Origin of the sequence: Mycobacterium hainanense, assembly GCF_041890355.1 — a bacterium.
Taxonomy (GTDB): Bacteria; Actinomycetota; Actinomycetes; order Mycobacteriales; family Mycobacteriaceae; genus Mycobacterium; species Mycobacterium hainanense.
Map to the genome: position 1 here is coordinate 2,813,191 of NZ_CP169059.1, position 13,032 is coordinate 2,826,222.

12 protein-coding genes are annotated in these 13,032 nt (G+C 68.2%); 5 read left to right on the forward strand and 7 right to left on the reverse strand.

Annotated features, from left to right (window positions below; translation table 11 throughout):
- Positions 1-10: 10 nt before the first annotated feature.
- Complete coding sequence (locus ACEL92_RS13145; protein WP_374025965.1) at positions 11-1,843, reverse strand: fatty acyl-AMP ligase; 1,833 nt, start codon at positions 1,841-1,843, stop codon at positions 11-13.
- A gap of 217 nt (positions 1,844-2,060) precedes the next feature.
- On the opposite strand from ACEL92_RS13145, the gene ACEL92_RS13150 reads away from it, so the two are divergent.
- Positions 2,061-2,528, forward strand: coding sequence for an SRPBCC family protein (locus tag ACEL92_RS13150; RefSeq protein ID WP_374025966.1), 468 nt, complete (start codon positions 2,061-2,063; stop codon positions 2,526-2,528).
- Positions 2,529-2,534: 6 nt separating this feature from the next.
- On the opposite strand, the gene ACEL92_RS13155 is transcribed toward ACEL92_RS13150, so the two are convergent.
- From ACEL92_RS13155 to ACEL92_RS13175, 5 genes are all read right to left on the reverse strand, one after another.
- Positions 2,535-2,870 carry a hypothetical protein gene (locus tag ACEL92_RS13155; protein ID WP_374025967.1) on the reverse strand — a complete coding sequence of 112 codons (336 nt, stop codon included), beginning with the start codon at positions 2,868-2,870 and terminating at the stop codon, positions 2,535-2,537.
- A gap of 73 nt (positions 2,871-2,943) precedes the next feature.
- Entirely contained in the window at positions 2,944-4,107 is a 1,164-nt protein-coding gene (locus ACEL92_RS13160; protein ID WP_374025968.1) for an LLM class flavin-dependent oxidoreductase, read from the reverse strand.
- A gap of 183 nt (positions 4,108-4,290) precedes the next feature.
- On the reverse strand, positions 4,291-4,689 hold the full coding sequence (locus tag ACEL92_RS13165; RefSeq protein ID WP_374025969.1) for a hypothetical protein: 399 nt from the start codon (positions 4,687-4,689) through the stop codon (positions 4,291-4,293).
- Between the two features lie 419 nt (positions 4,690-5,108).
- The gene (aceA, locus tag ACEL92_RS13170) at positions 5,109-7,400 is read right to left on the reverse strand and encodes an isocitrate lyase ICL2 (protein ID WP_374025970.1); all 2,292 of its coding nucleotides are present in this window, start codon (positions 7,398-7,400) and stop codon (positions 5,109-5,111) included.
- Positions 7,401-7,730: 330 nt separating this feature from the next.
- Positions 7,731-8,453, reverse strand: a complete 723-nt coding sequence (locus ACEL92_RS13175; protein ID WP_374025971.1) for an MBL fold metallo-hydrolase — start codon at positions 8,451-8,453, stop codon at positions 7,731-7,733.
- 144 nt (positions 8,454-8,597) lie between these two features.
- Between ACEL92_RS13175 and ACEL92_RS13180 the strand changes: the two genes are divergently transcribed.
- From ACEL92_RS13180 to ACEL92_RS13190, 3 genes are read left to right on the forward strand one after another with little or no spacing between them, the layout of a single operon-like run.
- Positions 8,598-9,602, forward strand: coding sequence for a zinc-binding dehydrogenase (locus ACEL92_RS13180; protein WP_374025972.1), 1,005 nt, complete (start codon positions 8,598-8,600; stop codon positions 9,600-9,602).
- A 35-nt stretch (positions 9,603-9,637) separates the two neighbouring features.
- Positions 9,638-10,084 carry an SRPBCC family protein gene (locus tag ACEL92_RS13185; protein WP_374025973.1) on the forward strand — a complete coding sequence of 149 codons (447 nt, stop codon included), beginning with the start codon at positions 9,638-9,640 and terminating at the stop codon, positions 10,082-10,084.
- 50 nt (positions 10,085-10,134) lie between these two features.
- Entirely contained in the window at positions 10,135-10,743 is a 609-nt protein-coding gene (locus tag ACEL92_RS13190; RefSeq protein WP_374025974.1) for a YbhB/YbcL family Raf kinase inhibitor-like protein, read from the forward strand.
- A 3-nt stretch (positions 10,744-10,746) separates the two neighbouring features.
- Here ACEL92_RS13190 and ACEL92_RS13195 read toward each other — a convergent pair whose 3' ends face one another.
- Positions 10,747-12,309, reverse strand: a complete 1,563-nt coding sequence (locus tag ACEL92_RS13195; RefSeq protein WP_374025975.1) for a phytoene desaturase family protein — start codon at positions 12,307-12,309, stop codon at positions 10,747-10,749.
- Between the two features lie 107 nt (positions 12,310-12,416).
- Here ACEL92_RS13195 and ACEL92_RS13200 point away from each other — a divergent pair, with 107 nt between their 5' ends.
- Positions 12,417-13,016, forward strand: coding sequence for a TetR/AcrR family transcriptional regulator (locus ACEL92_RS13200; RefSeq protein ID WP_374025976.1), 600 nt, complete (start codon positions 12,417-12,419; stop codon positions 13,014-13,016).
- Positions 13,017-13,032: the final 16 nt, after the last annotated feature.

Sequence of the window (13,032 nt, forward strand, 5' to 3'; positions counted from 1 at the left end):
TCCGCCCGATTCAGTGTGCGCCCAGGCCGCCGCTCAGGTACTGGTCGCGGCAGGCCCGGCGAGCCAGCTTGCCGCTGGTGGTGCGCGGGATGGCCCCGGCCGGCAGGAAACAAATGTCGGCGACCGGCAGCCCGTGGCGGCGCATGACGGCGGCCCGGATGGCCTCGATCGCCGGTTGCGGATCGGCTCGGCTGGTGCCCGTCGCGCGCTCGGCAATGATCACCAGCTGTTGATCGGACTCCCCGTCCGGCACGGCGAAAGCCGTTACATAGCCACGCCGGACGAGCGGAGACGCTTCGGCGACGGTGGCCTCGATGTGCTGCGGGTAGTGGTTGCGGCCTGCGACGGTGACCATGTCGGCGATCCGGCCGGTGACGTACAGCTCGCCGTCGAGATAGGTGCCCAGGTCCCCCGTCCGCAGCCACGCCCGGTCGACGGCCGAGCCCGCCGCGTGACTGCCTTCGGCCAACCGGGTGTGCAGCCGACCGCCGAACGCTCGGCGGGTGTCGTCGGGCAACCCCCAGTAGCCGCGGCCGACGTTGTTGCCCTGCACCCAGATCTCGCCGACGCGACCGTCGGGCAGTTCGGCGCCGCTGTCCGGGTCGACAATGACGGCCCACTCGCTGCGGCCTACCTGGCCGCAGGACACCTGCGTGACCGCGTTCGGGTCGTCCGCCGCCACCCGCACGGCGCGACCGGCGCCCAGTTCCTCGCGGTCGAAATAGGCCGGCGTCGCCTCCGCTTCTGGCGCGATCGTCGCGACGAACAGGGTCGCCTCCGCGATGCCGTAGGAAGGCTTGAAGGCCGTCGGGGGTAGACCGTAGGGACCGAACGCCTTGTTGAAAGCGCTGATCGCGTCGATGCTGACCGGTTCGGATCCGATGATCAGCACCACGTTGCTCAGGTCGACGGCGTCACCCGGCGCGGGCGAGCCCCGTTGGGCAGTCCATTCGTAGGCGAAGTTGGGCGCCGCGGTGACCGCCCGCCCCGCCTCGGCCGACAGGGCTTTGATCCACCGTTGCGGTCTGCGCACGAACGCCGCGGGAGACATCAGCGTGGAGTGTCCCCCGTACACCGCCGGGAAGCCGATCATCGACAGGCCCATGTCGTGGTACAGCGGCAGCCAGCTCACACCGTGGGTGTTGCGGTCCAGCAGGTCGATCGACAGGATCATCTGCACGAGGTTGGTGCCCACCGCCCGGTGGGTGATCTCGACGCCGACCGGGGGCCGCGTCGAACCCGACGTGTACTGCAGGTGGGAGACGTCGTCGTGGCGGAGTTCGGTGGGGGTGAACGATTCCCGCGCCGAGTCGGGTATCTCGTCGATGACGATGACCCGCGGCCGGTGCAGCGGCAGCCCGCTCAGAAAATCTTCGACCGCTGCCCTGGCCGCAGCCGTCGTCAACACGGCCGTCGGCCGCGAATCACGCAGGGCGGTGTCCAGGCGTTCGGCATGGCCGGGCAGCTCGGGCGCGAACAGCGGCACCGCGATGGCCCCGGCTTTGACCGCCGCGTAGAAGCCCATCACATAGTCCAGGCTCTGCGGCGCCAGGACGGCGACCCGCTCGCCGGGGCCGGCGGCCTCCTGCACGCGCGCGCCGATGGCTTCCAGCCGGATACCGAACTGGTTCCACGTCACCTCTTCGGCCACCCCGTCGGCCGAGCGGTTGTAGTCCAGGAAGCGGTACGCCACGGCGTCACCGACGTTCGCGATGTTGCGGTCGATGAGGGAGATCAGCGTGACGTCCGGCGGCGGCATGATGTTGCCGTCGGCATCCAGGCAGTCCTCGATCTTGAGCATGCGGGGGACACCTTGGGCGCGCTGCCCGGAACCGGACTCCATGAACCCACTGTAGGCAAGGCGACGCGGCAACCCGTGGTGCGTGAACGTGATCATCGGCACGCCGCTCGCGCGAAGGACGTTGTCTGAGAAGCGAATCCGCGAGCTGCATCCAGGGTTTCCCAGCGCCTCGGCAAGGGCCTGCGGGTCATGCTTGGGGTGCGGTAGCCTACGCGCGAGCGGCCGGCAGGGCCGGCGACGGATTTCCGGGGAGTGGCTCATGTCAGGCAGGACGTATTCGTTCGAGGTCACCCGTGCCAGCGCCGCGCCCGCCGCGACGCTGTTCCGCCTCGTGACCGACGGCGCGAACTGGTCGAAGTGGGCCAAGCCCATCGTCGTGCACTCGAGTTGGGCGCGGCAGGGTGATCCGGCGCCGGGCGGGGTCGGGGCGGTCCGCAAGCTCGGGATGTGGCCGGTGCTCGTGCAGGAGGAAACCGTCGAATACGAGCCGGACCGGCGGCACGTCTACAAGCTGATCGCGCCGTCGAACCCGATCAAGGACTACGTCAGCGAGGTGGTCCTGACGCCGAACCCGGCCGGCGGCACCGACATCCGCTGGACCGGCTCGTTCGTCGAGGGCGTCCGCGGGACGGGTCCGCTGATGCGGGCCGCGATGGGTGGCGCGGTCCGGTTCTTCGCGCGTCGGCTGGTGGAGACGGCCGAGCGCGAGTCGAAAGCCCAGCGCTAGCGCCAGCTACGGGTTGTTGGCCTGCTGCTCGTCGAGCTGAGCCTGCTGCATGCCCTGTTCGAACTGCTGCTGCGCCTCTTCGTTTTGCTGTTCGGCCTGCTGCATGGACTGCTGCAGCTGCTGTTGAGCGAGCTGCTGCTGCAGTTGAGCCTCGTCGTCGCCGTCATCGGCGGCAAAACCGCTCCCGCCGGAAAGGGTGGGCGGGGTCTGCGGGAACGCCGTCGCGTCGGTTGGACGCGCCGACGCCTGCGCCGCGTCGAAGGTCAGCAGGGCGACGGCCGCGGCCGCCGCGAAGAAAAGCCGCGTAATCCGGCGCCTGGAATGGTGAAGGGTGGTGGTCATCCCACAGTTGTGCGCCGGGACCCTAGCAGCCAGCTGGGAAGCGGCTATCGCCGCAATATGAAGAATCGCAGCGCTACTTGGAGTCGACTTCGTCCTGGTACTTCTTGGTCATGTGCGCGACCGCATCCAACTGAGATTGCGCGAGGCTGTCCCGGGCCTGTCCGGCGCGCGCGGCTGCATCCAGCGTCGGCTGTGCCTGCCCTTGGAAATGGGGCATGACCTCGGCGGCGAACAGTTCGGCGGACCGTCTGGTGGCGGCCGGGTTGGCCCACTCGTGGCCCATCTGCAGCATGCAGCCGAATCCGCCGGATTGATCCCACAGCCGCTGCACCTGTTCCCGCCCGCGCTCCGGCGTGCCGATCACGCCCGCCCCGTTGTCGTTGATGACGTCGATCATTTCGTCGAGCTGCTCGCCGGGCATTGTCATCTGCGGGAACGCGGCCACCTTCTGGAAGTACCGGAACCACGGCTCGATGCCGAACTTGACCTCTTCGCGCGCCTGCTTGTCCGTTTCGGCGAGGTGGAACAGGCCGACCAGGCTCCAGTTCTTGCGGTCGACCTGCGCGCCGAACGCCGCCGCGCGCTCCTCGACGATGCCCCAGTGATAAGACAGCGCGTTGAAACCCTCAACGGTCAGCGTCGCGCCGATGGACAGCAGGCCGATGCCATGCCTGCCCGCCAGCCGGGCGCCCGTCGGTGACGCGACCGCGGCCACCGACAGCGGGATCCCGCCGTCGGAATACGGGGCGAGCTGCAGCTTGGCGTCGAACAGTTGGTGCGTGGCCGTCTTGGCGCTCACGGTTTCGCCGGCGAGCAGGCGGACGACGATGTCGAGGTTGGTTTCGAGCAGTTCGCGCGTGTCGGTCGGGGTGAGCCCGATCATCGACGAGTCGCTGGGCAGCGAGCCGGGACCCACACCGCCGATGATCCTGCCGTGGGTCAGGTGATCCAGCAGCATCAGCCGGTCGGCAACCCACAGCGGGTTGTGGTAAGAGAGCGAAATGACCCCCGTGCCAAAGCGAATGCGCTTGGCGCGCTCGGCCGCCGCGGCGATGAAGACCTCCGGCGAACTGATGATCTCGCTGCCCGCCGAGTGGTGCTCGCCCAGCCACACTTCGTCGAAGCCGAGGGCGTCGAGGTGCTCGATGAAGGCGAGGTCGCGCTGCAGCGCCAGCGTCGGGTTCGTGCCGGCCCGATGGAACGGCGCGATGAAGTATCCAAACCTGAGCTTCGCCATCGAAGTCCCCTTGCAGCCGAGTTGGCCAGAACCATAACTCGAATGCAGTGTCCGGCCTAGGCCGTCACGCCAGAACGCTCGTTTGGCGGGAATTTTCAGCCGGCGGGGCCGGGTGATCCCAGCCCCGCCGACTAGGGGAACAAGTCCGTGTTGTGGTGCGGTCGGCGCCGGTTCGGCGAGATGTCAGTAGCCGCCGCAGACGTTGCCGACGCAACCGCCGCCGCCACCCGGGCCGCCGCCGCCACCCCCGACACCGGGGATGCTGCCGCCACCGCCGCCCGGGCCGCCACCACCCGTGGGGCCGCCGGGGACGCCGCCGCCACCGCCGCCCGGGCCGCCACCGCCGGTGGGGCCCCCGGGGACGCCGCCGCCACCGCCGCCCGGTCCCCCACCGCCCGTGGGGCCGCCCGTGGTGCCGCCGCCCCCGCCGGGGGTGGACGGCGCAACGCTGGACGACGGCGTGGTCGTCGGCGTGGTGGTGGTGTTGTTGGTCCCCTTGTTGCCGCCGCCGCATCCGACCGCGAGCACAAGCATGGCCGCACCGCCGAAGAGCGCGACCGAGTTTCTGGCTGCAGATCTCATCTCGAAGTCCCCAATCCCCACTTGCACCACGTGCAACTGGTCCCCTTGTCCCTACCCCGGCGCACGCTCGGGCAAACCGGATGCGCCACAGGCTCTTCGAAGCCGAGAAACGCCGCTGGCCCATCACCGGGATGGGCCAGCGGGAAGACGGTTCGACAAGCAGTCGAGACCGGACACGCAGCGAAATCGGGCTGGAGCAGAAACGAGGAACGCGAAGAACGGTTCGCGCGTGGGACCGAGGCGCGGTTGGGGCCGATGGCCCATCTCGGGCTAATGGACCATCGGCGAATCAAATCGTATCCGCGGACAACTGTTGCTATGCGGGATTCCGATTAAGCCGCGGTAAGAAATTTTCTTATTCGTAAATTGGATAGCCCGCCCGGCCACTTGGCGCACCCGTCCCGCCCGGGGGCCGCTCCTCAGTCTTCCTTGGTGATCAGCTTCCGCAGCGCCACGCGGTCGGGCTTCAACAGTTCCTCGATGCGCGGACGGTTCACCTCGGCGACGATGATCTCGCCGACCTCCTGATTCACCTCGCTGAAGATGCCGTGGGACTTCATCTTCGACGTCTGGTACTGGTTGTCCTCGGTGGGCGTCACGTAATAAACCGCGTCGGCCTTGAAGCGGTGCACCAGCCAGAGGTGGATCAGCGTCATCAACCGCTTCTGGCGCAGCTTCTCGGCGAACGTGTTCTGGTCGCGCACCGTCAGAATGCTGCGGCCGTGCCGGTCCTTGATCGGATCGAACACGACGTTGGCCAGCTGTTCGTCCCCGTTGCCGTGGATGCCCAGCACCAGCACGTCCGAGCCGGGCCGCCGCGGCCGCAGCTGCACGCGCAGCTTCTCGCCGAGCTGGTAGTGCTCGCTCCACAGCGCCAGCCACTCCTCCAGCAGCTTCTTGGGCACCTCGGTCTGCACGAGGTGCTGGTGCTGGGTCGAACCCTTGCCCATCGCCTTGGTGGTCGCCGTCCGCCCCGAGGACGCCTGCAGCGCCGCGTCGCTGCGCGGCCCACCGACCAGTGTCTGCGGCGTCCGATACGGCGACTCCACCAGGCGCATCTTGCGCTGCAGGCGAGCCAGCGCCAGCATGCCGTCCTGTTTCAAGGAGGCCGCGAACTCCTCGGCGGCGACGCCGTCAATCTGGTGGCCGCCGTAGGTGATGAAGTTGAAGACGAAGCCCATCTTGCCGAGCTCCTCGGGGAAACGCTTCATCTCCTCGTCGGTCATGCCGGTGGTGTCCCAGTTGAACGACGGGGACAGGTTGTAGGCCAGCATCTGGTCGGGAAACTCGGCGTGGATCGCCTCGGCGAACTGCCGGGCGTCGGCGAGATCGGCCGTCTTGGTCTCCATCCAGAGGATGTCGGCGAACGGCGCCGCGGCCAGCGACTTGGCGATCGCGTAGGGAATGCCGCCGCGGATCTGGTAGTAGCCCTCCGGCGTCTTCGCCAGCTCGCAGTCCCACGGCGGGTCCACGCCCAGCTGCTTCGCCTTCTCCCGGGCGGCGTAGAGCGACGCGCGCTGGGCGAATTCCCGCCACTCCGCCGGGCTCATGCCGACGGGCTCGTCCTCTTCGCTCTCGCCGAATTCGAGCACCTCGGCGACGGCCTCGCCGTAGGTCATCAGGCCGGCATCGTCTTCCCAGGCGGCCACGAATCGCGACTCCACCTGGTCGAAGAGGTCGTCGATCGAATCCCGCCCGTCCTCGCGACGGGCGTTGACGGCCTCGGAGATCAAGCCCTGGATGCCCTGGCGTTCGAGCCACGCGGAGGCCACGGCGTACTCCGAGTCCGCCAGCGCGTAGAGCAGATGGCCGTTGAGTTCCTTGACGCCCAGCTCGTAGAAACGCCGAAGCATCGCCAGGAAACAGGCCTTGTACGACGGGATGTTGAGGTTGGTGGCGCCGAGCAGGAACGGCTGGTCGCGCTCGTCGGCGCGGCTGTCGATCAGGTTCGCCGCCTCGGCGTCGGTGCGCGCGACGATGATCCCCGGCACCCGCATGATGTCGAGCTGGAAGCGAGCGGCGTTGAGCCGCTTGATCTGTTCGTCGGAGGGCACCAGGACCTTGCCGCCCTGGTGGCCGCACTTCTTCGTGCCCGGGCGCTGGTCCTCGATGTGGTAGCCGGCGACGCCCACCTCGACGAAGCGGCGGACGAGGTTGCGCACGTGCGGATCACCGCCGTGCCCGGTGTCCGCGTCGGCGATGATGAACGGGCGGTAGTCGTAGGCGGGGGTGCTGGCTCGCTGCGCCTCGCTCATGTTCAGCCGCTGGTACTGCTGGTTGCGGTCGGCCGTCAACAGGGCGCGCACCAGTACCGCGGCGTCGTCGGGCACCTGGCTGAGCGGGTAGCTCGCCAGGTCCGGGCCGGGGTCCTCGGTGGTGGAGCCCTTGGCCGAGGTTGCCCAGCCGCCGAGGTAGATGCCCTCGATGCCCATCCGCTTCATTGCCACGGCCTGGCCGGGCGAGTAGGGCCCGAACGTGGTGATGCTCTTCTTGGTGGCGAACAGTTCGCGCAGCCGGTCGTAGAACGCGGCCGCCGCTTCGCGCGCCACGATGTAGTCGGTGGGGATGGTGCCGCGTTGTTCCACTACCTGGCGAGCGGTGTAAAGACGCGTGATTCCGGCGAACCGCGGGCCGTCCATGTAGCGCTGGGTGGCGGCGATGTCGTCTTCGTACGAGGTCCGGACTTCAGTGTCCGAGTCAATGATGGCCATGGCCCTACGCTCCCTGTTCGGCACGATTCCCTTGAACGTGAGTCTATCCCCGGGGGTGACGGTTCAATCAGGGGTCGAAAGACCCGTGCCAAAACTGTTGCCAACTGCCCTACTCCGGACCACGCCGGGAGCGCGAGCCTGACGGGCACACAAGACCGTCGGTATCGACGGAAGTCCCCGACCGGTGCGAACAAATCTGATTCGACAGAATTCGTTGTACGGCAAGTGATTTGATAACTTCGACGGCTTGCCCCGACCGCCCGCTCGAGCGGAAGTGCGGAAAGCCGGCGAATCCAGCAAACAAGAGGTCGCGTCTGTGCGGTGCAACGTTTAGCCCGGGGCGGTGCCCGCGCGTCGGGCCAGCCAATCCCGCTGGCGGCGGATGAATCCGGCGTCGACGACGCGTCCGTGGCCCGGCACGTAGACGGCATGCGGTCCGCCCACCGCGAGTATCCGGTCGAGGGTCGACGGCCAGGCCGCCACATCGGAGTCGGCGTCGATATAGGGATCGCCGGACTCCTCGACGAGATCACCGGTGAAGAAGACGACCGGGTCGCCTTCGCCGTCGACGCCGGGCGCGATGACGACCAGGTCGGCGATGGTGTGTCCCCGACCCAGGTGGGTGATCGTGACGGTGCGATCGCCCAGGTCGACAACGGCGTCGTAAACACCGCGCTGGGGCGGCCGCAACGCAGCGATGGCGCGCTCGACCTGCGCGGCGTCGGCGCCATAGCTCACGGCGTGCGCACGAAGGTGATCGGCGGCGGTCGACAAATACTCGATAACCTCTGGGGCACAGATGATTTCGGCTTCGCCAAAGGCCGAGGAACCCAGAACGTGGTCGAAGTGGTTGTGCGTCAACACGACATGGGTGACCCCTCGCCCCGCGAGCCGGCGCACGTCGGCCGCGATCGCCTCCGCTTCGGCCAGCGTGGTGCCGGTGTCGACGAGCAGTGCCCCGGTGCCGCCGCGGACCAGCCCGATGGTGACGTCGCAGAACGGCAGCCGGCAGCGATGCACGCTGGATGTCAGCCGCTCCCAGGCGAAGTGCATAACCGGGAAGATAACCGTCGCCGGGCTGCGCCGTCAGCGCTTGTCGGAATGGTTGACATGCCGGAAATCCCCGACTTATATTTCGGTCCCCCCGCCTGGCCGACGCCGTCAACCGGGCCTGAGCGGCCGGGGAGGAAGTTGCAGATGCGCGCAGTCGTCATCACCAAGCGCGGCGATCCATCGGTGCTGCGGGTACAGCAGCGCCCCGATCCCCCGCCACCGGGTCCCGGGCAGCTGCGGGTCGCCGTGCGGGCGGCGGGGGTCAACTTCGCCGATCACCTCGCCCGTGTGGGCATGTACCCCGACGCGCCGAAACTGCCGGCGGTGGTCGGCTACGAGGTCGCCGGGACGGTCGAGGCCGTCGGCGCGGGTGTCGATCCCGGCCGCGTGGGCGAACGGGTCCTGGCGGGCACCCGGTTCGGCGGCTACGCCGAGCTGGTCAACGTCGCGGCGAGCGACTCGGTGCCGATGCCCGCCGCGATGACCTTCGAACAGGGCGCCGCCGTCCCGGTCAACTACGCGACCGCATGGGCCGCGCTGCACGGGTACGGGTCGCTGCGCACCGGCGAGAGGGTGCTGGTGCACGCCGCGGCCGGCGGGGTCGGGATCGCGGCCGTCCAGTTCGCAAAGGCCGCGGGGGCCGAAGTGCATGGCACGGCGTCGCCGGCGAAGCATCAGAAGTTGGCCGAACTGGGCGTGGACCGAGCGATCGATTACCGACGCGACGGCTGGTGGGAGGGCCTGGAACCGTACGACGTGGTGCTCGACGCGCTGGGGGGAACCTCGTTGCGGCGGTCCTATGCGCTGCTGCGGCCGGGCGGAAGGCTTGTGGGATACGGCGTTTCGAACCTGCAACACGGCGAGAAACGCTCGCTGCGGGCGGCGGCCCCGCACGCGCTGGCGATGCTGCGCGGGTTCAACCTGATCGACCAACTTTCGGCGTCCAAGGCCGTGATCGGCCTCAACATGCTGCGACTGTGGGACGACCGCGGCACCCTCGAACCGTGGATCGCCCCGCTGACCAAGGCGCTCGAGGACCAGACGATCGCCCCCATCGTCCACGCGGCGGTGCCGTTCGACCAAGCGCCGGAGGCGCACCGCATCCTGGCGGCGCGCGAGAATATCGGCAAGGTGGTCCTGGTGCCGTGAGTTTTTAGTGGCGCCGCAGTGGTTATCTATCCCCCATGGCTGTCACCGAATCCCGCGAGGTCGTCATCGAAGCGACACCGGATGAGATCCTGGATGTGCTGTTCGACATCGAATCGCTGCCCGAGTGGTCCTCGGTTCATCAAAAGGTGGAGGTTCTCGAGCGGGACGATCAAGGTCACCCCACCAGGTCGAAGCAAGTGGTCAAACTGGTCGGCGTCAGCGACGAGCAAGAGCTCGCGTACACCGTGCACGACGACGGCGTGAGCTGGACACTGGTCAGCGCCAAACAGCAGCGCGCGCAGGACGGCCGCTACACGCTGACCCCCGACGGCGACTCCACCCGGGTGAACTTCGATCTGACCGTCGACCTGTTGATGCCGGTGCCCGGGTTCTTGATCAAGCGTGGATCCAAGAGCCTGATGGACACCGCGACCAAGGGGCTGCGCAAGCGCGTGCTCGACGTGAAGAAGCGCGACTCCTAACGGCGCTCCGGCCCTACCGGACGGCCGCGGCGCGGTCCACACTGTTTGTTATGGAATCGACGACCCCGCGCGGCCCTCGCCGTATCGCATCGATCATCGGCGGGCTCTCGATCGTTGTCGCGCTGGCCGGCTGCGGTGGCCACGGCGACACGCGCGTGACGGCGCCGTCGACGCCGAAGGTGACCACCCTGGGGCGGACGGTCGCGGCCGCGCCCGCCGGGGCGCCATTGACCATCAGCAGCCCGGCGTTCGGCGACGGCGCCCCGATTCCCGTGCAGTACACCTGCAAAGGGGCCGACATCGCGCCGCCGCTGGCCTGGTCGGCACCGTTGGGGGCGGCGCTCGTGGTCGACGACCCGGACGCCGTCAACGGGCTGTACGTGCACTGGGTCGTTGTCGGCATCGGCCCGGGATCCGGCAGCACCGCCGACGGTCAGACTCCCGCCGGTGCGGTCGCGCTGCCGAACACGGCCGGACAGGCCGCTTACAAGGGCCCGTGCCCGCCCGCGGGAAGCGGCACTCACCACTACCGGTTCACCCTCTACCAGCTGCCCAACGACTACCAGCTCCCCGGCGGCCTCGCCGGCGTGCAGGCGGCGCAGACGATCGGCGGCGCCGCGACCGCCCAGGCGCAGCTGACCGGAACGTTCGCCGGCTGAGCCTCAGGCCATGTCGTCGAGCGCTTGATAGCCGGCGTTGTAGCCGGGCGTGAAGGTGATGCCCGGCCCGCCATGGCATCCCGCGCCGCCGAGGTAGAGGCCGTCGATGGGGATCGGGAAGTCGATGAATCCCTTGGGGCCGGGCCTGTTCGGGCCCATCAGGTCCGGATGCAGCAGGCCGTGGCAGAAGTCGCCGGCGGGCGCGCCGAACATCGTGTTCATGTGGTAGGGCGCGAAGGTGATGTGGCGGATCACGATGTCCTTGAAGTTCGGGGCCAGCCTGGTGATCTTGTCGATAACGCGCCCCGCCATCAGGTTTTTGAGATGCCCATGCTGATCCCGGCTGACTTCGACCGGGAACGCGTACGCGTAGGCGCTGGCGGCGTGCTTGCCCGGCGGCGCCATGCCCGGATCGTGCACGGACGGTATCTGCATTCCCATCGAGGGGTTGTCGGGGACAATGCCCCGACGGCAGTTCTCCCAATTCAGCTGCTGTTCCTCGGGATCCCCGAAGATCCCGACCGATTGCTGCATGCCTTCCTCGTTCAAGAACTCATACGGTGCGGCGAACTCGGGCAGGCCGTCGAGGGCGAAGTGGATCTGCACGAACGAGGCGCGGTGGTCGCGGCCGGACAGCCGTGAGACCAGCTGCGGCGGAACGTGTTCGGCGTCGATGAGGTCGGTGAGCGTGACGTCGGGGGCGAGGTTGGAGACCACGATCGGGGCGGTGATCCTGGAGCCGTCGCGCAACCGCACCCCGGTCACCGCGCCATGCTCGACGAGGATCCGGTCCACCTTGGCGCGGTAGCGGATCTCGCCGCCGTGGGAGACGAACAGCTCTCGCAGGTGTTCGGTGAGCGCGCCGATGCCGCCTTTGAGCTTGGTCATCATCGCGGTGGCATCGTCCGGCACCGCCAGCGCGAACGCCAGGCAGGTCGCGCTGCCCGGCGTGTAGGGCCCACGGTAGGTGGAGTTGACGGCCAGGAAGGCGAGCATTCCCCGCATGACGGCGTGCCTGTCCTTGTCGGGTAGGTAGCGGTCGATGACGTCCATCGCCGACCCGAACAGCATCTCGTGAATGGCCTGGCGCTCCGCGTCGTTGGCGGCGCAGGCATACATCTCGTCGAGGGTCTTGGGTCGTGTGCGGACGTCGAAGCGGCCCAGGGCCTTTGCCGGGCCCTGGCTCCACGCGATCAATTCCGCCATGCCGGTGACGGCTTCGATGCCGTGCTTGTCGCCCAGGTGCGTCATCAGTTGCATCGGGTCGCGGTAGAAGATCATCGGTTCCTCACCGTGGTCGCCGATGTTGGTCGACATCACCTCCGGCTCCACCGTGGGCAGGGTGTCGAGGCCCAGGTCCTTGGTGATCTGGCTTGCGGTGGGAAACTGCACCGAACCGGCGATCTCGTAGCGGAAGCCGTCGATCAGTTCGACGGTGGCCGCCATGCCGCCCGCGTAGGTGTTGGCTTCCAGGCACAGCGTGCGCAGGCCCGCGCGCTGCAGCACCGCCGCCGCGGTCAATCCGTTGTGTCCGGCACCCACGACGATCGCGTCATAGTCCGACATGGCTTCCTCCCTCGGGTCGGCGCGTGACAAGAATATGTCAGTACTGACATAATAGGAAGATGTCAGCCCTGACGAATTGCGGCCGGCTGGGATACCATCTCGATGGGATGAGCGCGCCGACGAACCGCCACGAGCTACGCCGACGATCGACGCACGAGGCACTGCGCCAAGCGGCCTTGAAAAGCTTCGCCCGCAAGGGGTTTGCCAACGTCACCGTGACGGAGTTGGCCAGGGAGGCCGGCGTCACCGAACGGACCTTCTTTCGGCACTTCCCCACCAAGGAGGCGGTGCTCTTCCAGGACTACGAGACGCAGCTGGAATGGCTGGCCGAGGCGCTCGCCCGCCGCCCCGCTTCCGAGTCGCTCTTCGATGCGGTGCTGGCGAGCGTCGCGGCTTTCCCGCACGACCTCGAAGTGGTCCGCCAGGCCGCTTCGGCCCGCGCGGAGTTGATCAGCGCGGAGCGCATCGCCGGTCACCTGCGCGTCGTGCAAGCGTCGTTCGCGCAAGTGCTGACCGACTTCGTCAGATGCCGCAACGCGGAAGTGGCGAATATCGATCTGCTCGCCGAGGTCGCGGGCTCGGCCCTGGCCGCCGCGCTCGTTGTGGCGGTGGAGAATTGGGGCCGCAACGGCTGCGCCGGGGATCTCGGCGAGCTGGTGGCGTCCAGCCTGGATCTGCTGCGCTCGGGCCTGGCGCCGCTGGCCTGACCGCTCGCATGCCGAG

What these genes read in the sequence shown, in the direction of transcription:
- ACEL92_RS13180 (WP_374025972.1), top strand. Translation starts at nt 8,598, where the DNA reads ATGCGCGCAGTCGTCATCACCAAGCGCGGCGATCCATCGGTGCTGCGG.
- ACEL92_RS13160 (WP_374025968.1), bottom strand. Translation starts at nt 4,107, where the DNA reads ATGGCGAAGCTCAGGTTTGGATACTTCATCGCGCCGTTCCATCGGGCC.
- ACEL92_RS13195 (WP_374025975.1), bottom strand. Translation starts at nt 12,309, where the DNA reads ATGTCGGACTATGACGCGATCGTCGTGGGTGCCGGACACAACGGATTG.
- ACEL92_RS13185 (WP_374025973.1), top strand. Translation starts at nt 9,638, where the DNA reads ATGGCTGTCACCGAATCCCGCGAGGTCGTCATCGAAGCGACACCGGAT.
- ACEL92_RS13165 (WP_374025969.1), bottom strand. Translation starts at nt 4,689, where the DNA reads ATGAGATCTGCAGCCAGAAACTCGGTCGCGCTCTTCGGCGGTGCGGCC.
- ACEL92_RS13155 (WP_374025967.1), bottom strand. Translation starts at nt 2,870, where the DNA reads ATGACCACCACCCTTCACCATTCCAGGCGCCGGATTACGCGGCTTTTC.
- ACEL92_RS13200 (WP_374025976.1), top strand. Translation starts at nt 12,417, where the DNA reads ATGAGCGCGCCGACGAACCGCCACGAGCTACGCCGACGATCGACGCAC.
- ACEL92_RS13190 (WP_374025974.1), top strand. Translation starts at nt 10,135, where the DNA reads ATGGAATCGACGACCCCGCGCGGCCCTCGCCGTATCGCATCGATCATC.
- ACEL92_RS13175 (WP_374025971.1), bottom strand. Translation starts at nt 8,453, where the DNA reads ATGCACTTCGCCTGGGAGCGGCTGACATCCAGCGTGCATCGCTGCCGG.
- ACEL92_RS13150 (WP_374025966.1), top strand. Translation starts at nt 2,061, where the DNA reads ATGTCAGGCAGGACGTATTCGTTCGAGGTCACCCGTGCCAGCGCCGCG.
- aceA (WP_374025970.1), bottom strand. Translation starts at nt 7,400, where the DNA reads ATGGCCATCATTGACTCGGACACTGAAGTCCGGACCTCGTACGAAGAC.
- ACEL92_RS13145 (WP_374025965.1), bottom strand. Translation starts at nt 1,843, where the DNA reads ATGGAGTCCGGTTCCGGGCAGCGCGCCCAAGGTGTCCCCCGCATGCTC.